General features: G+C 59.8%; 15 protein-coding genes and 1 tRNA gene. 2 read left to right on the plus strand and 14 right to left on the minus strand.

Annotation, left to right across the window (positions count from 1 at the left end; all coding sequences use genetic code 11):
• Nucleotides 1-22: 22 nt before the first annotated feature.
• The 8 genes from proB to NANH_RS0105115 form a co-directional block, all read right to left on the minus strand.
• Nucleotides 23-1129 (minus strand): glutamate 5-kinase, encoded by a 1107-nt coding sequence (proB, locus tag NANH_RS0105080; RefSeq protein ID WP_027261058.1) that lies wholly within the window; start codon nt 1127-1129, stop codon nt 23-25.
• Nucleotides 1117-2151, minus strand: a complete 1035-nt coding sequence (gene obgE, locus NANH_RS0105085) for a GTPase ObgE (RefSeq protein WP_027261059.1) — start codon at nt 2149-2151, stop codon at nt 1117-1119. Before obgE ends, proB begins: the two co-directional genes overlap by 13 nt.
• A 34-nt stretch (nt 2152-2185) precedes the next feature.
• On the minus strand, nt 2186-2722 hold the full coding sequence (locus NANH_RS0105090; RefSeq protein ID WP_027261060.1) for a GNAT family N-acetyltransferase: 537 nt from the start codon (nt 2720-2722) through the stop codon (nt 2186-2188).
• Nucleotides 2719-3327 (minus strand): LysE family translocator, encoded by a 609-nt coding sequence (locus NANH_RS0105095; RefSeq protein WP_027261061.1) that lies wholly within the window; start codon nt 3325-3327, stop codon nt 2719-2721. The genes NANH_RS0105090 and NANH_RS0105095 overlap by 4 nt, the downstream gene beginning before the upstream one ends.
• An 83-nt stretch (nt 3328-3410) precedes the next feature.
• The gene (rpmA, locus tag NANH_RS0105100; protein ID WP_027261062.1) at nt 3411-3680 is read right to left on the minus strand and encodes a 50S ribosomal protein L27; all 270 of its coding nucleotides are present in this window, start codon (nt 3678-3680) and stop codon (nt 3411-3413) included.
• An 11-nt stretch (nt 3681-3691) separates the two neighbouring features.
• Nucleotides 3692-4330, minus strand: a complete 639-nt coding sequence (locus tag NANH_RS0105105; RefSeq protein WP_027261063.1) for a 50S ribosomal protein L21 — start codon at nt 4328-4330, stop codon at nt 3692-3694.
• Between the two features lie 178 nt (nt 4331-4508).
• On the minus strand, nt 4509-5324 hold the full coding sequence (locus tag NANH_RS0105110; protein ID WP_051372245.1) for a DUF2059 domain-containing protein: 816 nt from the start codon (nt 5322-5324) through the stop codon (nt 4509-4511).
• Between the two features lie 2 nt (nt 5325-5326).
• Nucleotides 5327-6181, minus strand: coding sequence for a DUF2059 domain-containing protein (locus NANH_RS0105115; RefSeq protein WP_036049454.1), 855 nt, complete (start codon nt 6179-6181; stop codon nt 5327-5329).
• A gap of 121 nt (nt 6182-6302) precedes the next feature.
• Here NANH_RS0105115 and NANH_RS0105125 point away from each other — a divergent pair.
• Nucleotides 6303-6392 (plus strand) — tRNA-Ser (locus NANH_RS0105125).
• A 227-nt stretch (nt 6393-6619) separates the two neighbouring features.
• Here NANH_RS0105125 and NANH_RS0105130 read toward each other — a convergent pair.
• The 6 genes from NANH_RS0105130 to NANH_RS25515 form a co-directional block, all read right to left on the minus strand.
• Nucleotides 6620-7702 carry a tyrosine-type recombinase/integrase gene (locus NANH_RS0105130; protein WP_027261066.1) on the minus strand — a complete coding sequence of 361 codons (1083 nt, stop codon included), beginning with the start codon at nt 7700-7702 and terminating at the stop codon, nt 6620-6622.
• Nucleotides 7703-8358: 656 nt separating this feature from the next.
• Nucleotides 8359-8799, minus strand: a complete 441-nt coding sequence (locus NANH_RS0105135; protein ID WP_027261067.1) for a hypothetical protein — start codon at nt 8797-8799, stop codon at nt 8359-8361.
• A 71-nt stretch (nt 8800-8870) separates the two neighbouring features.
• Nucleotides 8871-9287 carry a hypothetical protein gene (locus NANH_RS25505; RefSeq protein ID WP_051372246.1) on the minus strand — a complete coding sequence of 139 codons (417 nt, stop codon included), beginning with the start codon at nt 9285-9287 and terminating at the stop codon, nt 8871-8873.
• A gap of 394 nt (nt 9288-9681) precedes the next feature.
• Complete coding sequence (locus tag NANH_RS25510; protein ID WP_051372247.1) at nt 9682-11061, minus strand: hypothetical protein; 1380 nt, start codon at nt 11059-11061, stop codon at nt 9682-9684.
• On the minus strand, nt 11058-12995 hold the full coding sequence (locus tag NANH_RS0105150) for a site-specific integrase (protein WP_139236325.1): 1938 nt from the start codon (nt 12993-12995) through the stop codon (nt 11058-11060). The genes NANH_RS25510 and NANH_RS0105150 overlap by 4 nt, the downstream gene beginning before the upstream one ends.
• Before the next feature lie 267 nt (nt 12996-13262).
• Entirely contained in the window at nt 13263-13634 is a 372-nt protein-coding gene (locus NANH_RS25515; RefSeq protein WP_051372248.1) for a helix-turn-helix domain-containing protein, read from the minus strand.
• Between the two features lie 205 nt (nt 13635-13839).
• Between NANH_RS25515 and NANH_RS0105160 the strand changes: the two genes are divergently transcribed.
• Nucleotides 13840-15747 carry a hypothetical protein gene (locus NANH_RS0105160; protein ID WP_027261069.1) on the plus strand — a complete coding sequence of 636 codons (1908 nt, stop codon included), beginning with the start codon at nt 13840-13842 and terminating at the stop codon, nt 15745-15747.
• Nucleotides 15748-15824 lie beyond the last annotated feature (77 nt).

The raw sequence follows: 15824 nt of genomic DNA on the forward strand, positions 1-15824 counted from the left end.
ATCATGTTACCAGAAACAGGCCCTAAAGCGCCATATCGTCCCGGTGGATCAGGGCGGCCCGGCCGGGATAGCCCAGCCGGGTTTCGATTTCGGACGACTTGCAGCCGCGGATGGTCTCGGCCTCGGTCACCGTATAGCGGATCAGCCCCTGCCCCAGACGCTGATCCTGCGGCCCCAGGATCACCACCGCATCGCCGCGCCCGAACCGCCCCATGACCGCAGTCACCCCGGCGGGCAAAAGACTCTTGCCGGTCTTCAGGGCCCGCGCCGCACCGGCATCCACGATCACCTCGCCTCGGGGCTTCATCGACGCGATCCAGCGCTTGCGCGCCGCCTGTGGGTCCAACTGGGCGGTGAACCAGGTCGCGGTTGCACCATTTTCAAGTTGTTTCAACGGGTTCAAAGGCGATCCGAGGGTGATCGCCATGGCGCAGCCGCCCGCCGTCGCCATCCGCGCCGCCATCAGCTTGGTTTTCATCCCGCCCTTGGACAGGCCGGACCCGGCATCGCCCGCCATCGCCTCGATCTGGGGGGTGATGCGGTCGATCACGTCAAATCGTCTGGCCGTCGACTCCACGGTTGGATTGCCGGAATAGAACCCGTCCACATCCGACAGCAGGATCAGCTGATCGGCACCGACCGTGACCGCAACCTGCGCCGCCAGCCGGTCGTTGTCGCCATAGCGGATTTCGTCGGTGGCGATGGTGTCGTTTTCATTCACAATCGGCACCACGCCCAGACCCAGCAGCGTTTCCAGCGTCGCCCGCGAGTTGAGATAGCGGCGGCGATTGGCGCTGTCTTCCAGCGTGACCAGAACCTGCGCGGCCGTGATCCCATGCGGCGCCAGCGCCTGTTCATAGGCGCGCGCCAGCCGGATCTGCCCTACGGCGGCGGCGGCCTGCGACTGCTCCAACGCCAGATCGGCAGCGGGCAGACCCAGCACACCGCGCCCCAGCGCGATGGAGCCGGACGACACCAGAACCACATCCGTCCCCAGCCCGCGCAGCCAGGCCACATCGCCGGCCAGCGAAGACAGCCAATCCTCGCGCAGCGCACCGGTCTGACGATCCACCAAAAGTGCGGAGCCGATCTTGACGATCAGTCGGCGGGCCTGCGTCAGGGTCGCCAAGATTCGATCTCTTGCTGGGGTTTGTGACGCAGGCGGTCTTCGTCGATGCAACTGCGCAGGGTGCGCAGGATCTCGGTCAGACCTTCGCGGCTGACACCCGAAATCATCTGAACCGGCCCGCCACAGGCCCGTTCCAGCGCCGCCCGCGCGGCGGTGCGTTCGTCCTCATCCAGCGCATCGATCTTGTTCAGCACCGTCACCCGTGGCTTGTCGGCCAGGTGCCCCCCGTAAGCCTCAAGTTCGGTGATGATGGTCCGGTAATCCTCGGCAATCGTTTCGGATGTGCCGTCCACCAGATGCAGCAGCACCGCGCAGCGTTCCACATGCCCCAGGAACCGATCCCCGACGCCGCGCCCCTCGTGCGCCCCGGCGATCAGACCGGGAATATCCGCGATGACAAATTCGACATTGTCCACTCCGACCACGCCCAGGTTGGGGTGCAGCGTCGTGAACGGGTAATCGGCGATCTTGGGCCGCGCATTCGAAGTGGCCGCCAGAAATGTCGACTTGCCGGCGTTGGGCAGCCCCAGCAACCCCACATCGGCAATCAGTTTCAGGCGCAGCCACAGGGTGCGTTCCACCCCTTCCTGACCCGGATTGGCGCGGCGCGGTGCCTGGTTGGTCGAGGATTTGAAATGCAGGTTGCCAAAGCCGCCATTGCCGCCACGGGCCAGTTGCACGCGCTCGCCGACCTCTGCAAGATCGGCGACCACGGTTTCCTGATCCTCGTCCAGAATCTCGGTGCCGACCGGGACCCGCAGAACGATGTCGCCGCCATCCTTGCCGGTGCGTTGCTTGCCCATGCCGGGCTGGCCGCTCTTGGCAAAGAAATGCTGCTGATAGCGAAAATCGATCAGCGTGTTCAGCCCTTCGACCGCCTCGGCCCAGACCGAACCGCCATTGCCGCCGTCGCCACCGTCTGGTCCGCCGTATTCGATGTATTTTTCGCGTCGGAAACTGACACAGCCTCCGCCACCACCGCCCGAACGGATATAGACCTTTGCGAGATCGAGAAATTTCATGGCTGTTTCCTAATGCAAAGGCCCAGAGGGTCAATCAAAGTTTTCGGCTGTAGGTCCAGGTGGGAACCGTGGCATCCCGCGCCACCGAAAAGCTTTCGGCGTCGCCCAGATATTCGAATCCGCAATGGATCAGCACTCGCGCCGAGGCCGGGTTGTCCTGAAACACGCTGGCGAACATGGTGGTGTTGTCCAGAGGATTGGCATTGACCAGCGCCCAGACCGCATCCGAGGCCAGCCCGGTGTTCCAGTAGATCGGCGCGACCCAATAGCCGACCTCGGACTGGTTGCGATCCATGCGCAGCAGCGAAATCACGCCCATCACTTCGGAGCCGCCGGATTTGGTGCCATCCATCGCCCAGGCATCTTCGACCCGGTCCGGATCGGTCACGCGGGCAATGAACGCCTCGATCGTGCCGGGGGGCAAGGGGTGCGGAATCGAGGTGGTCATACGCGCCACCCGCTCGTCGCCGCCGCACATCTCGATCAATCCCTTGTCCGAACGCCGCAGCGGGCGCAGGTCGAACCGTTCGGTCTCGATGACCGGTTGATTGATGATCGGGTCCAATTTCATGTTTCTGCTCCTCCTCCGAACATCACAAAGAAAACTGACAAAACCGTCAGAGCCGCCAATCCCCACATCAGGTAGGTCTCCGCAGCGGTATCTGCAACTGCGGCGGCAATCCGGTCACCGGCAAAACACCAGATCGGATGCAGGATCAACTGGCACCCCAGCAACACCGCCGCAATTGTCGTGGTTGCCTGCAACGGGGGCGTTCCCATGGCGACAAAGCTGGTGAACCCGGCCACGATCATGGCCCAGGCCTTGGGGTTCAAGGGGTGCACGATCAGCCCGGCCCAGAACCCGGGCACCCGCGACGGATCGTCCGCCTGGCCCAGCCGCATATTGGCAACCTTCCAGGCCAGCCAGCAGATATAGGCCGCCGAGATCCACTTGAGTCCCTCAAAGATCCAGGGCGCGCTGTCCGCCAGCCCCATCAGACCTAAACCCACTGGCCAGATCACCAGCTGCTTGCCAAGGGCAACGCCCGCGACAAAGGGCAGCGCGGCACGAAACCCATAGCGCGCACCGGTCGCCAGCAGGGCCATGTTTGCCGGACCCGGCGTGCCAACCTGACTGGCGGCGAAAACGATAAAACTGGCGGTGGCGACAGCCATAAGGGGAACAACCCATAAACGAGACAGGGGACCGGCGGTTTTCGCCGATCCCCCTCAATTTTGTCTGAACATCCGGGTACGGCTTACTCTGCGGCCTCCGCCACTGGCAGAACCGAAATAAAGGTGCGGCCCTTGAGACCCTTGTGGAAGGTAACGGCGCCTTCGGCGGTTGCAAAAATCGTGTGATCCTTGCCCAGGCCAACGCCCTCTCCCGGCCAGAACTTGGTGCCGCGCTGACGCACGATGATGTTTCCGGGGATGGCGCTCTGGCCTCCGTACAGTTTCACACCAAGACGGCGACCCGCTGAGTCGCGGCCGTTACGGGAGGAACCGCCTGCTTTCTTATGTGCCATGCTTTCTCTCCTTAGCCTTTAGCCAGATCTTTGGCCTGCTCGATCCAGCCTTCGCGCTCGATCCGGCCTTTGAACGACAGTTGCTCGTCAATAGCAGCAACATCCGCATCCGTCCATGCCGCCACCTGAGCAAATGTTGTAACGCCTGCGGCATTCAGCTTTTTCTCAAGCGCCGGGCCAACGCCGGACAGCTTTTTCAGATCGTCGCCACCGGCGGGGGCCTCTGCCTTGGGCGCGGCGGCCTTTTTGGCGGGCGTCTTGGCTTCGGTCGCGGCAACGGCCACGGCGCCAACCGACCCGGCACCGACAGCGGCCTTGACGCCGGTCTTGTCGGCACCTTCGGTCAGGATGTCGGTAACCTTGATCAAGGTCAGCTTCTGGCGGTGACCCTTGGTGCGCTGGCTGGAATGCTTCCGGCGACGCTTGACAAAGTGGATGAGCTTTTCGCCCTTGATCTGGTCGACCACTTCGGCCTGAACGCCGGCACCAGCGATCAGAGGCGCGCCAACGACGGTCGTGTCGCCGCCCAGCATCAGAATGTCGTTGAATTGTACTGTTTCGCCAGCGTCTGCAGCCAATTTCTCAACCCGGAGCGTATCGCCCGATTGAACCTTGTACTGCTTGCCACCGGTCTTGAGGACCGCAAACATGTGTCTGTTCCTTTGTCTGCCGCGTTCTGTGGTCCCCGAACCCGGGTGTTTCGACCCGATGGGTCACCTCGAACAGCGCGCCCATGCGGGCGATATGATATAAGAACCCGGCACGAGACTTCGGGCCGGGCTGGGCGCTTATGATCGGATCGGGCACCGCTGTCAACCCGTTTCCCGCTCAGATGTCGCTGGCCCCCATCGCCCGCGCCACCGCCAGCCCCAGACGATAGGATATGCTGCGAAACATCCGGTCAAAGCCCTCAAACAGGGCGGCGTTCAGCGATTGACCCGCTGCGGATTGCGAGAAGGCCAGATAGCTTTCCAACTCGCCGGCCTGCAAGGGCTGATAGGCCATCAGCAAGAACCCATAGACCCAGCGCTCGGTTTCGGCGCGCATGTCGGCCTCTTGCGCCCAGGCCTCGGCCAGCGGATCGAAATCGCCAAGCGCATCCGTGCCCTCCAACAGCCCGCGATAGAACCGATAGTTCGTGTCCAGCGCCGAGGCGACATTGCGCCCGATCAGGTCATTGGCGACAACAAAGCGCGACACCAGCGCCAGCCGGGGATCGTCGGTGCCTTTCAGCGCCGCATAGCTGGCACTGGCAAGGTCTTCCACCGCCGGATCGGCCAGCGCCACCCGCGCGGCGTTTTCAAGCGACAGGATGCGCTGGCCCAGATCGGTGTCGAAAAACGCGATGCTGGCCGCAATATCGCTGTCGCTCATCTCTGTGGCCAACGTCTTCTGGACAATTTGCGCCATCTCGGCGGGATCGTGGATCTGCCGCACCCGGTCGGCGAAATACGAACCGCCCTGCCCGTCCAACATGTCGGCATCCAGCGTTTGTGCGTGGCTCAGCCCTTCGGCCTGCATGATCGACACGACGTGCGACAGCCGCAGCACCACGGCCAGACGATCCGCGGGGGTTTGCGCCATGACCCCCGGCACCGCCAGGATCCACGCCGCCAAAACGGCCAGAGCCGCGCGGCGAACCATGTTCAGAGCTCCTGCCCCGGTGTCAAACCGGCCATGCGGGTGGCCAGAACCTCGAACCGGTTGGCGGTAATCTCGTACTGCACGGCGTTCAACAGCTCGTAAACCCGCATCATTTCCGGCTCTTCCAGCGCCTCGGCATAGGCCGCCAGATCGGCGTCGGAAAAGGCCTGATAGGTGCTCGCGGCCCCGGCCAGGGCCGATTGCTGCAGCGCCCGCCGCAGCTCGCCCTCTTGCGACCTGAACAGCGCGCTCAACTCGTCTGCATCCATCTGCAGGTCGATCACCCCCGCCGCGCTGGCCGCCAGCAGGAACCGCATCTGAATCTGCTGCACCGCACGCAGCCCTGTTCCCGACGCGTCAATCGCCCGGTTCATCCGTTTGAGCACCTCCAGCCGGGGGGCTCCCTGTGCCACCAACCCGGCAACGATCTGCCTGCCCTGCTCCAGCCTGGCCGCGTCGTCCTGGACCATATGCGACCGGTTTTCCGCCACCACCAGTCGCTGGCCCAGATCGGTGGCATAAAACGCGGCAGCATGGTTCAACAGCTCCTCGGTCAAGGTCTCTTGCAGGATGTCCAGCGCCAGATCCCGCATCACGCCGGTGTCAAACACCTCGCCCGACACTCTTTCCCATTCGGATCCGAATTCATCCGCCTGAAGGCCCAGCATCTCGGGGGCCGTGCTGGCGGACAGCGCAATACTGTCTAGCGCCACGTCAAAGCCGGTGACATCCAGAAAGGCCTGGATCCGCCCCCTGTCGGTCGCGGCCAGCGCCGCGTTTGGTGCGCCTGCCATCAGACCCACAATCAGGATAAGAACCCCTGTGACGAAACGATGTGGCGCGGTTGTGGCTGTCATGGGCCAAAGCGTAATCGATTTGACAGCGCGGGCAATCAAAATCCACGGTCACGTCACAATCGGGAAATCGGGCCTTGCCAGCCCCGACATTCCCGACTAAACGCAGGCTCCAGATCCCCGCGGAGAGGTGCCGGAGTGGTCGAACGGGGCGGTCTCGAAAACCGTTGAGGGTGCAAGCCTTCCCAGGGTTCGAATCCCTGTCTCTCCGCCACTAAGCCCCTGAATTAAATGATATTTTCCGCCTGACGCCGCGTGGGGGGCCTCCCGGCAGCTAAGGAAAAACTCGGCATAGTATGCCGACTCTCTGCGGCACCGCATGCGCCGACTATGCCGTGACGCTGCCAAATTTCGCTTGGCCGATGCCCTTTGCGCCCTTCCCCAAACGACAAAAGCCCCGCCGTTTCGGGCGGGGCTTTCATCGGCCGGGGCGAGTCTGCGTCAGAGACCGATATTGCCGTCGGCATTGGCGATCACTTGCTGCTCCTGAGTGAGGTAGCGGAAGTAATAGCGCTCGGTGGTCTTCACCGACCCGTGGCCGATGTAGCGCTGAACACGATAGACCGACCAGCCCTCCATCAATCGCTCGATCGCGAACTTGTGGCGTATATCATGAAGACGGGCGCCAAACTCCGTCTCCTGCGCATAATCCCAGAATAGGTTGGACGCGCTACGATAGTAGCCATCCTCGGTTTTGTTCCAGAAGACATATGGCGACCGATTGGAGCGACGAATTTGCAACAGGATGTCGATCGCCTGCTGGCGCAGAGTGATCGTCCGGACCTTGCCTCCCTTCGTGTGTCGCAAGGTCAGCGTGACATGGCCCTCGACCGGATGGCCCATGCCTTTCACGTCGGCCCATTTGATCATCGACATCTCTGTAACACGGCCCCCGGTTGCGTCGAGGAAGTCCGGGAAAAAGCAGAGGTTGCCCGGTGCGCGCCGACCCAGCTTTTGGATAGCCTCATCGGTGGGAAGAACGATGTCCGGCAGGCTTTCCTTCATTCCCTTCTTCTCGAATTGCAGAACTGGATTCATTTCGACCCAGCCCAGGTTCTTGATATGGCTCATGAGATGATTGAAAGCGGTGAGGTCGCGATTGATCGTCGCGATTGAAGCTCCCGCATCCTTGCGCATGGCAACGAATTCCGAGATCGATTTCAGGTCGATTTCCCACGCCCCGGCCAGCTCGATATTTTCGTCGCGCTCTTCAAATACCTCCATCAGCGTCACTCCAATCTGGCGTAAACTGGTCTGATAGCGTTTGCGGGTGTTTGCGGACCATCCATGGTCTTCGTCGTAGTGGTCGAGGCTTTCATAGAAACCTGTGAAGCCAGAATGGAAGAGCCAATCGGTCTCGCCGCGCTCAGCCTTCCCTTTCAGCTCCTTGATCCTTTCTCGCGCTTTCTTTTCCGCGACCCGCTTAGAAGTTGTGCGAAGCGACTCTCGGTGTTCTTTCCCGTCGATGGTGACGCGCAGGTAGTAATTCTTGCTGTTGCTGGGGGTGTAGACGTTTCTTGGCATTTGTTTCCCTTTGTGATCCAGAGTGCGAGCAAGTCCTGATCGAATGTCCAGGTCTCGCCGAGTTTGACTGCGCCGGGTATCTTGTCGTTCGACGCGAGGTCGGTAATCGTCCGACGCTTCAATCCAGAAAGTTCGACAACCACCTCAACCCGTACCCGAGGCTTCATATCGGCCAAGGCGGGCATTGCGTCATTGAAGGCTTTTGGTGATGCGTGGGTCATGTGTCTGCCGTCGTGCTGTAGCCGCCGGCAGTGCCAGGCGGTCGTTCCTCTCGCCACCTCGTTGGTGTCGAATAGAAGACTGGGTTCATTTCTTCCTGGCGAGTCGTGGAAAGCGGCCGAATCCAGTGATTTTCTTCGCCAGACAAATGTAATGAATTGATTCAGCACGATTCTTTTTTTGCGGTAAGAGGCATGCTTCCCGATCTTTGGCGTTCCGCTTGGGCAGCAACAGGAGGAAGTCCGACACTGCTACCCCCGGTGATCCGGCCGAGTACGACATCCATAAAGATCCGGGCTAAGAAAGAGGTGGCACGCCCGTAAGAATGAAGGGGCCCCGCGTCTGGGCCTGGCGCAAGGTCCACCTCGCCATGGGCGAGGTGACCTCGAGGCCAGGGCAATGGACCCGTCCGACGTCCAAGTCAGCGTCTTTAGATATCACCCACCGAAGCGCCGGTTGACGATACGCTCGGCAGTCAGGCGATGCTCCAACACCTGCAGCATTTCGCGAAGAACGCGCAGATTGCCGAGACATTGCGAGATATGATCGCCGCGCGGGGTCAGAACCCGCTCGTCTACGACGGTGCCGATCGCGCCCTCTTCCGGATCGTTGCGGCCATGAAAGACCGGCACGATTTCCTGGGTTTCTTGATCGAGTTCCCAGTCGAGGATCGAGATAACGAGACCAAGTGCATCGCACCCATCCTGTCGAAGCAGCCTGTCCTCGGAAAGACTCTGCATGGCTCGTCGGATCGCGTGCTGATTGTGGCTCGTCCCGGCAACCTCGGCCGATGTTGCCGCCGCGGTGACATGCCCGATCTTTTCGAGGGCGCGCGCGCAGAGTTCCTCCAGCGGCAGCGTGTGCAAAATGTTCTTCATGACCAACTCCTGGTATCGCCACTGCGAAATGCGGTGACTTCAAGACGCCGGCCAAATGGCCGGCGGAGGGGTCACGCCGCGGAGAGATCGAAAATCTCGCGCTGAACGACATCGCAGCCCGGATGCTCGTCGGCAATCGCGACGAGGAGATCGAAGAGCCGGTCCGCCTCAAAGCAAATCTCCTCAACCCGCGGATCCAGAATATCGAGCGCCATGAAGCGCGCGGTTTCCTCGCGCTCCGGATCGCCGACGAAATCGAGCATGACCAGCCGGTGGAGCCAGACAAGTTCATGCTTGAGCGCCTTCGAAAGCACGACACCCTTGGCTATATCCGCGATAAGCCGCAGACAGCGGCGATGCGCCGCCGATCCGCCGAGCATTGCAGCGGCGTTCAGCATCGCTTCACCGTGTTCATGGCAAAAATCTCTGGTGAGTTCGAGCGCGCGGTCACCGCCCGCAGTGCGAAACAGAACTGATTGAATTGACATCGAATACCTCCAAGTTGCGCCGCCCATCATGGCGATCAAGACCCCGGGAAAGCCTCCTTTTCATTTTCCGGGGGGTGGTTTCGCCGGTGTTCCGGTAGCAGCGGAGAGTTTCACGGCCGGCGGGTTTCTGTATCTCTCTTGAGGCACTGCATTCCTGTCTGCCGCGCTCTCGCAAGAAGGAGCGCGGCAGACAGGAATGCTGCAGACTCTGGCTTTTCTATTCTGCGTAAGATTTGTCGCAGCCGTTCACTGAAGCCCCTCACCGATTTTGTCATTTTCGACAGGCAGCGGCAGCCAGTTTCGGATGGTGAAGTGATTGAAGGAAATTGAAACAACCAGTGCAGATTGTCGACGGCGGTGCCATCCCATCCTGTGGGGATTTCATCGACTCCTTTCAACCTCGCGGTCTGCAAAATGAAAATCGTGGATGATCGACCCTGACTCTATCCTGCTTTGCGATCCGCTGCCGGTCTTTCTGCCAAGCTTGAGCTGCTGCCTCGTTCTTGCACTCGGCCGAGTATTCTTTACCGGCTTCGAGCGTTCCGTGGCCGAGATGTGTCGCGATGACCCGCGCGGCGATCTCCGGATCGTGCCGTCGCATGTAGTCGGCCGCGAGGGTCCGCAGATCGTGCGATGGCACCTCGATTGCTGCTTTGATCCTTTCACTCGGCCATGTTGCAGGCTTGGCGGTATCGGACAGAGTCAGCCAGTTTTTGCCAGTAAGCTCCCGGTAGCGCATATGGATCAATCGGCTTGGCCGACCGCACAAAATGAGTTCATCGAGGACTTCACCGATCTCCGGCCAGAGTTCACCGGCTTCTGTTGTCCGGCCGGTCTTTTCCTGTTTCCACACGAGATGCCACGATCCATCAGTCTCACGCCGCAAATCGCTGCCGATGGACCATTGTGACATGTCGCCGGTCCTTGCAGGCTTGTTCATGTCAACAGCACAGCACGCCGCAGTCTGAAGCAGTAGCGCTTTGCGCGCTGAATGATCCGGCAACAGATCGGCTTTTGTGCGCATTTTACCGATGACTTTGGCGATGTATTCAAATCCGCCCTTCTTCATCAGACCGTTGATGCGAGCGACCTTCAGCTTCTCTCCCAATTCTGCCTCATCTCGTAATGCATCGCGCATGTAACGCATGCCATCGAGAGACTCCGCATTGACGCCGCCAAGCCTGCCCAGAGCAATGAGGCCCTCAAGGTAATTTGCGATCGTTATTGGCCTGACGTCCGCCTCACCCGCCTTGAATGCCTCCCCGAGACAATATGCGGTATAGAATGTCAGGCATTCATCCGCGCCGCCCGCATTGACGATCCGGGCGCAGCGGGAGATGGAAGCGACATATCGCTCTCTGGAAGAGGCCTTGATCCGGGCTTGGCGCAGAAATGGATACATGGCTTGCCAGGATGTCGGCCATGATGCGATCAACGCCTCCTCGCAGGGCGCGTGTTGGGCGCGGGCCTTGCCTGGACGCCGGGCATACCATTCCGCTCGCACCTGGCGGGCCGCCGCAGTCGAAACATCGGGTGCATGGCGGTCGAGCGCCCGTAGCAGCGTCCCAAGCGTGCTCTCGGAGGAGGCAGCGGCGCGGAAGCTCTCCGCACCCGGGGCCTCGATCGGTTCATGGCGCTCCTTTACGATAGAAAAGAAGCGGCCGATCACGGCAGCCGCGCCGGGCGCGAGATTGTTACGGTTCTCGAGCATGTCGCGCCGGATAGAGGCCGGGACAGGAGCAAGGTGTTCTTCGATGGTTTTCCTGCGCGTCATTTGGCAAGTTTCCTTTTCATTTTCTTGAATAGATCGGGGTGATGCGCGAGGAGCGCCTGACGCACCTCTGCTGCGGCAGCTTGACCGCTGTCACACCCGTAGTGCTTTCGGACGGTTTCCTCGGTGTCCCCGAGAATTGAAGCCGCCTTTGCGTAATTGCCCGGCTCCAAGGCAAGGACGAGCGTGGCGACCGCATGGCGGCATTGATGAGGCGTCAGCCCGAGTCCGAGTTGAGCATCCCCAAGTGCCCACATTTCGGCCATCGTTGAAGGCGAAACGCAGCCCGCTGGAAGTGATACCTTGTCTTTCACGAGGCGGGGCGACGCCTTCCCCGGAAAAAGATACTGGCTGTCCGGAATTTTTCTCAACTCGACAAAGCGGGCACGCAGCTTATTTTGCCATTTCCAGAGGATCTCGGCATCGGCGTCCAGCACCGTGATGACCACCTTGATGTCATTCTTGATTTCTCCGGGCAGAAACGTGATTTCAGCCTTCTTTTTATCCCTGACCCAGACAATGTTGCCGGGACTGCCGGGACAGCCCAGATGGCGCACCCGGATGATATTGGAGGTTCGCAATGGCCGGGACAGCTGGATCGCTTGCATCGCGGCCGCCGCATAAAGGCGCAATGCACGGTCCTCGGCGTCCTCATCCGAGTTTGCTTTGGCGCGTTCAATATCTGCCGTCGCCTGATCGGCGAGCATATAAGGCCCACGCACAAATTTGGCGGCAACATGTGGATTGTCGCGCAAGACCTTGCAGGTATGCTCGGCATCTTCCGTCATCTGCTTTGGCGTCACGATGTATTCCCAATAGCTGATTTTCATCAGGTCGATGAGTGCAACCATATCCGGGCGGCACAGACCATGGCCTGCAATCGTCCGCAGGTTTGTCAGGCGGCCGTTGAGCGTCTGCGATAATTTCGGATCCTTCAGTGTCAGTGAGCTTGTCGACCGCTGGATTTGATCTTCGCAGGCAGCCTCCAGATTCTCCCGTGTCATGAGGTCAGGCAGGATCGTCGCGGCTCCAGACCTGCCGAGATCATCAACCGCGCGCCAGAGCCACGTCACCGCATTGCGATAACCCGAAAGGGCTGCGGTTGGATTGTTGATCTTTCTGCGACGAACCTTCGCATATGCGTTGACCTCGGCCAGGACAGCCTCAGGAGCCTCCCCCGCCTCGAGGCGCTCCTTGACCTTCGCCGCCCGGTCCTCCGGTTTGGCAAGTGTCTGCTGGAAAACCACTTCAATATTTGCACGCAGAGCTTCGGGAAGCCACGACCACGGAATGCGACGCGCGCGATCTGGTGAGCTGGGAAGCTTGAAGCCAACGGGCGGCAAGAGCTCCCGAACCTCGGGAAGGACATTCTGCAATGTGATGAGCTGATTGATCAGCTTGATGCCCCTGTTGATCGACTTTCTGACCTCTGGCGTCGCTTCCCCGGCCACGCGATCAAGCTCTTCCTGCGTCAGTCCCAGCGGGCTGGTCCGGCATCGAGCACGGAGTGGGAAAAGCGACCTGTGCTTGCCGGTCGGAAAGATCGCGCCGCGGGCCGTGAAGCCTTCATTTTCTTCGACCAATGCGATCACGCGATCCCATTTTTCGCGCCCAACCTGCGGCGCGACCATGGCATTGGCCTCGTAAAACCGAACCAGCAATGCCCGAGCCCGGGAATTGCCGCGCCGGCGGGCCTTCTCGATATCCTTCGATTTAGACACAACGCCATAGGGGGTCGGCGCGATCACCTTGTCAAAGTGGACCAAGCCAGCCGGAATCAGGCCGATATCATCGTCGATCATGCTCATCCGTGCCGGAATTTTGTTGAGTTCGCGGATTGCGTCGTAGGATTCGTTGTTCGCCTCCGCCCAAGCGAGAACCTCCCCTAACCAGTATTCCTTTACCTGGCGCATCGGGGCCGTTGTATGCATTGTCATTTTTGATCTCCTATTCGCGGGCACCTGCGCGACGCCTTCGCGAAGAAAGGCGCGGCGCAAGGGCCTCGTCATGGCATTGTGATTTCAGGAATTTGGAGATCGTGCCTGGTGGAGTGTTTCGCACACCGTGTCGCGATTTTTTGGCTTTTCGCATTCACATCCACCAACATAACGCCAATTTATGTTTGGGGATGTCTGTGCGGCTGACGAGGTAGTGTCGCTCGAGTCCGGAAAACCGATATTCCACTTGTGCGAATGAATGCAGCCTCAGACATACCACTCTTCGGCCAATTCGAACTCGAGATGTGCATGGATCCAATCCCTGGCATCGTCCGGATTGATGCGCACGCTGCCAAATGCATTCCGGGTCGGCAGGCCACCTCCGATCATTCGCTCGATAGTCTTCACGCTGACACGGAGCTTCTCGGCGACCCTGGATTTGCTCATCAGGGGTTTTCGGTATCGCTCGAGGCGTTGCCCTTTGGGCATCGGTCCCTTCTCGCACGCCCAGACATCTTCCCAAGCAAGTCGATATTGCCGATTGATGCGCTGAGCGCGCAACTCGCCGCGCTTGATCCGGTTTCGAATCGTTCCCGGCGTCAGATCAAAATGTTCGGCGGTGTCTTCGACTGTCAGCATGGTGTTCTCCCTCGTTGTGATGAAAGGGAATTAGTCGCCGGAACTGCCCATTCAAAATTGGAGCAATGGTGGGGGTGTCCTATTAAAAGATATCAATTGAGCGACCCCACCATTGCAGTTCCGACACCGCATCGGATGTCGCGACAGATTGCATTTTGGAACGACTGCGCCGGGGACAATATCCTTCCCAACAGAAGGATTTTCCATGGATCAATCACATCATTTCCGTGCCGACCACGCCCTACCGGTATGGCGAGAGCCAGAGGACGCAAGGCGTGAACTTCACGAGCGCATGGAAGCATTTATTCAGGCTGCAGCGGAGGGAGATAACAATGATGCTGAGGAATGCCCGGCACTGACGCTCAAAGTCAGCGCGGGTGTCGGCAAGACGAGCACGGCCCTGCGCTTGCTGGCAAAGCATGGCCCTGCGTTGCTCGCCCGAGGCCACATACTGGTCTATGTACCGACCTTGGATCTCGCAGAACGCGCCGCGGCTGATCTGCAAGAACTCGACAGTGGCCTGCCGATTTCCGTCATCCGCGGGCGCCTCGCTTCCAACCCGGAATCTGGCAAACAGATGTGCGAGCGCACCGATCTTGTCGAGGCCGTGACCAACCTCGTGCCATCGGTGACCCAGGCGCTCTGTCGCGTGGAGCGTGGAGGCGAGTTAGTCGAGGCTCCATGCGCGTCTGAATGCCCGTATCTCTTGCAGAAGGACGCTGTCGGCGCAAAAATTCACTTTCTGTCGCACAGTTATCTTGAGGCCTACCCTCCTGTCGATCGCGATACCCCTACGGCGCTCCGGATCATCGATGAAAAAGTATGGTCAAACCTCTGCTCAACCAAAGATATTTTCGTTGAAGAGTTTTTACGGGCGCCGGAACCAGGATTCCCGACCGCACTCCGCGCTGACTTATTAAAAGCGAAGATCGGCATTGTCGCGGCGCTGCAAAATGGATCAGATGTTCGAGACCATCTCATATCGCTCGGGGTGGGCAAAGAAAAACTTGAATTGCTTTCAAAAGGAGAAACAGCCTCCAGAGACAATCTCGACATCATGCCGCGCGACAGCGTCGCGCGGGTTGAGTTCATGCTCAAAAGATATGATCGGGTTGCGCTCTTCGCGTCCCGAAAGCGACAGGCGTTGTTCGACTTGCTTGCCTCGGAGGAGGCACTCGGGCCGAACCGACTGACCCTTGAAGAGCAACCATGCGGATCCGGGATGCGACAGGTCATTCGGCTATATAAGGTTGCAGAAATTGAGCGCGACGCACCGCTTCTGATGCTCGACGCAGACGCAGATGAGGCGATTGCCGAGAGGTTGGCGCCAGGAACTGATTTCGCGAAAATTGAAACCAAGCCGCAAGCGGAGATTGTTCAGATCTCCGACCGAACAATGTCCGACACCTGGTTGCTCGATCCGGAGGCCGGAACGGGTCGCAGAGCAAAGATCCTCGCGATCCTCGGCCGTGAAGTCACCCAAGCCGATGGCAGCGGCGTCCTTGTCGTGGCAACGAAATCAGTTCTTGAAAAGCTGCATGAGGATGCAGGGCAGCCTGTCGACTACGAGAAAGAAGAGGATATGCGCCGGTCTCTTCTGGGTGCAATGCCGCGCTGGTTTGGCCCTAAAATGCTCGGTGTTAACGATTACGAGCGCTATCGGACCATCGTCATCATCGGTCGCCTGCAACCGGGCATCCGCGATATCGAGAAGCAGGCCCGCAGCCTGTTCAATGATACCGAAGCTCCGCTTTCACAATTCACGGGAGGTCCACTTCCAGAGCAGGAAACAGTCCGAATATTGCATGATGGGTCCTTGCGTGCCGCAAAAATTCGGTCACATCCAGACCGGCGGGTTGCGGCAGTCCTGCGGCAGACCCGTGAATGTGGGACCCTGCAAGCGATCGCACGGCTCCGCCTTGTGTCGCCCGATCAGCCCAAGCGCGTTGTTGTTCTGTCCAGCATGCCGTTGCTTGATCTGCCGATCTCGAAACTTACCACTCTGGACGCTCTATATCGCGACCTTGAAGATGAGCCAGATCTTACAGGGTATCTTCGTATGGAGCGCGCCCTGCGCGCGACAATGGGCCGACCGGTTGTTGATTGTCACTGAGAACTGACCCGGCAACTGCAGAAATTGTCATTGAGAATTGACCCATGTGCAACCTTGCCCCTGCTTGATTCAGCTGG

It is taken from the genome of Sedimentitalea nanhaiensis DSM 24252 (assembly GCF_000473225.1).
In the GTDB taxonomy this organism is placed as follows: Bacteria; Pseudomonadota; Alphaproteobacteria; order Rhodobacterales; family Rhodobacteraceae; genus Sedimentitalea; species Sedimentitalea nanhaiensis.

Coding starts and splice junctions, on each gene's coding strand:
- NANH_RS25515 (WP_051372248.1), bottom strand. CDS start 13,634: ATGCTGACAGTCGAAGACACCGCCGAACATTTTGATCTGACGCCGGGA.
- NANH_RS0105150 (WP_139236325.1), bottom strand. CDS start 12,995: ATGACAATGCATACAACGGCCCCGATGCGCCAGGTAAAGGAATACTGG.
- NANH_RS25505 (WP_051372246.1), bottom strand. CDS start 9,287: ATGTCAATTCAATCAGTTCTGTTTCGCACTGCGGGCGGTGACCGCGCG.
- NANH_RS0105090 (WP_027261060.1), bottom strand. CDS start 2,722: ATGAAATTGGACCCGATCATCAATCAACCGGTCATCGAGACCGAACGG.
- NANH_RS0105160 (WP_027261069.1), top strand. CDS start 13,840: ATGGATCAATCACATCATTTCCGTGCCGACCACGCCCTACCGGTATGG.
- NANH_RS0105130 (WP_027261066.1), bottom strand. CDS start 7,702: ATGCCAAGAAACGTCTACACCCCCAGCAACAGCAAGAATTACTACCTG.
- NANH_RS0105095 (WP_027261061.1), bottom strand. CDS start 3,327: ATGGCTGTCGCCACCGCCAGTTTTATCGTTTTCGCCGCCAGTCAGGTT.
- NANH_RS25510 (WP_051372247.1), bottom strand. CDS start 11,061: ATGACGCGCAGGAAAACCATCGAAGAACACCTTGCTCCTGTCCCGGCC.
- NANH_RS0105110 (WP_051372245.1), bottom strand. CDS start 5,324: ATGGTTCGCCGCGCGGCTCTGGCCGTTTTGGCGGCGTGGATCCTGGCG.
- obgE (WP_027261059.1), bottom strand. CDS start 2,151: ATGAAATTTCTCGATCTCGCAAAGGTCTATATCCGTTCGGGCGGTGGT.
- NANH_RS0105115 (WP_036049454.1), bottom strand. CDS start 6,181: ATGACAGCCACAACCGCGCCACATCGTTTCGTCACAGGGGTTCTTATC.
- NANH_RS0105105 (WP_027261063.1), bottom strand. CDS start 4,330: ATGTTTGCGGTCCTCAAGACCGGTGGCAAGCAGTACAAGGTTCAATCG.
- NANH_RS0105135 (WP_027261067.1), bottom strand. CDS start 8,799: ATGAAGAACATTTTGCACACGCTGCCGCTGGAGGAACTCTGCGCGCGC.
- rpmA (WP_027261062.1), bottom strand. CDS start 3,680: ATGGCACATAAGAAAGCAGGCGGTTCCTCCCGTAACGGCCGCGACTCA.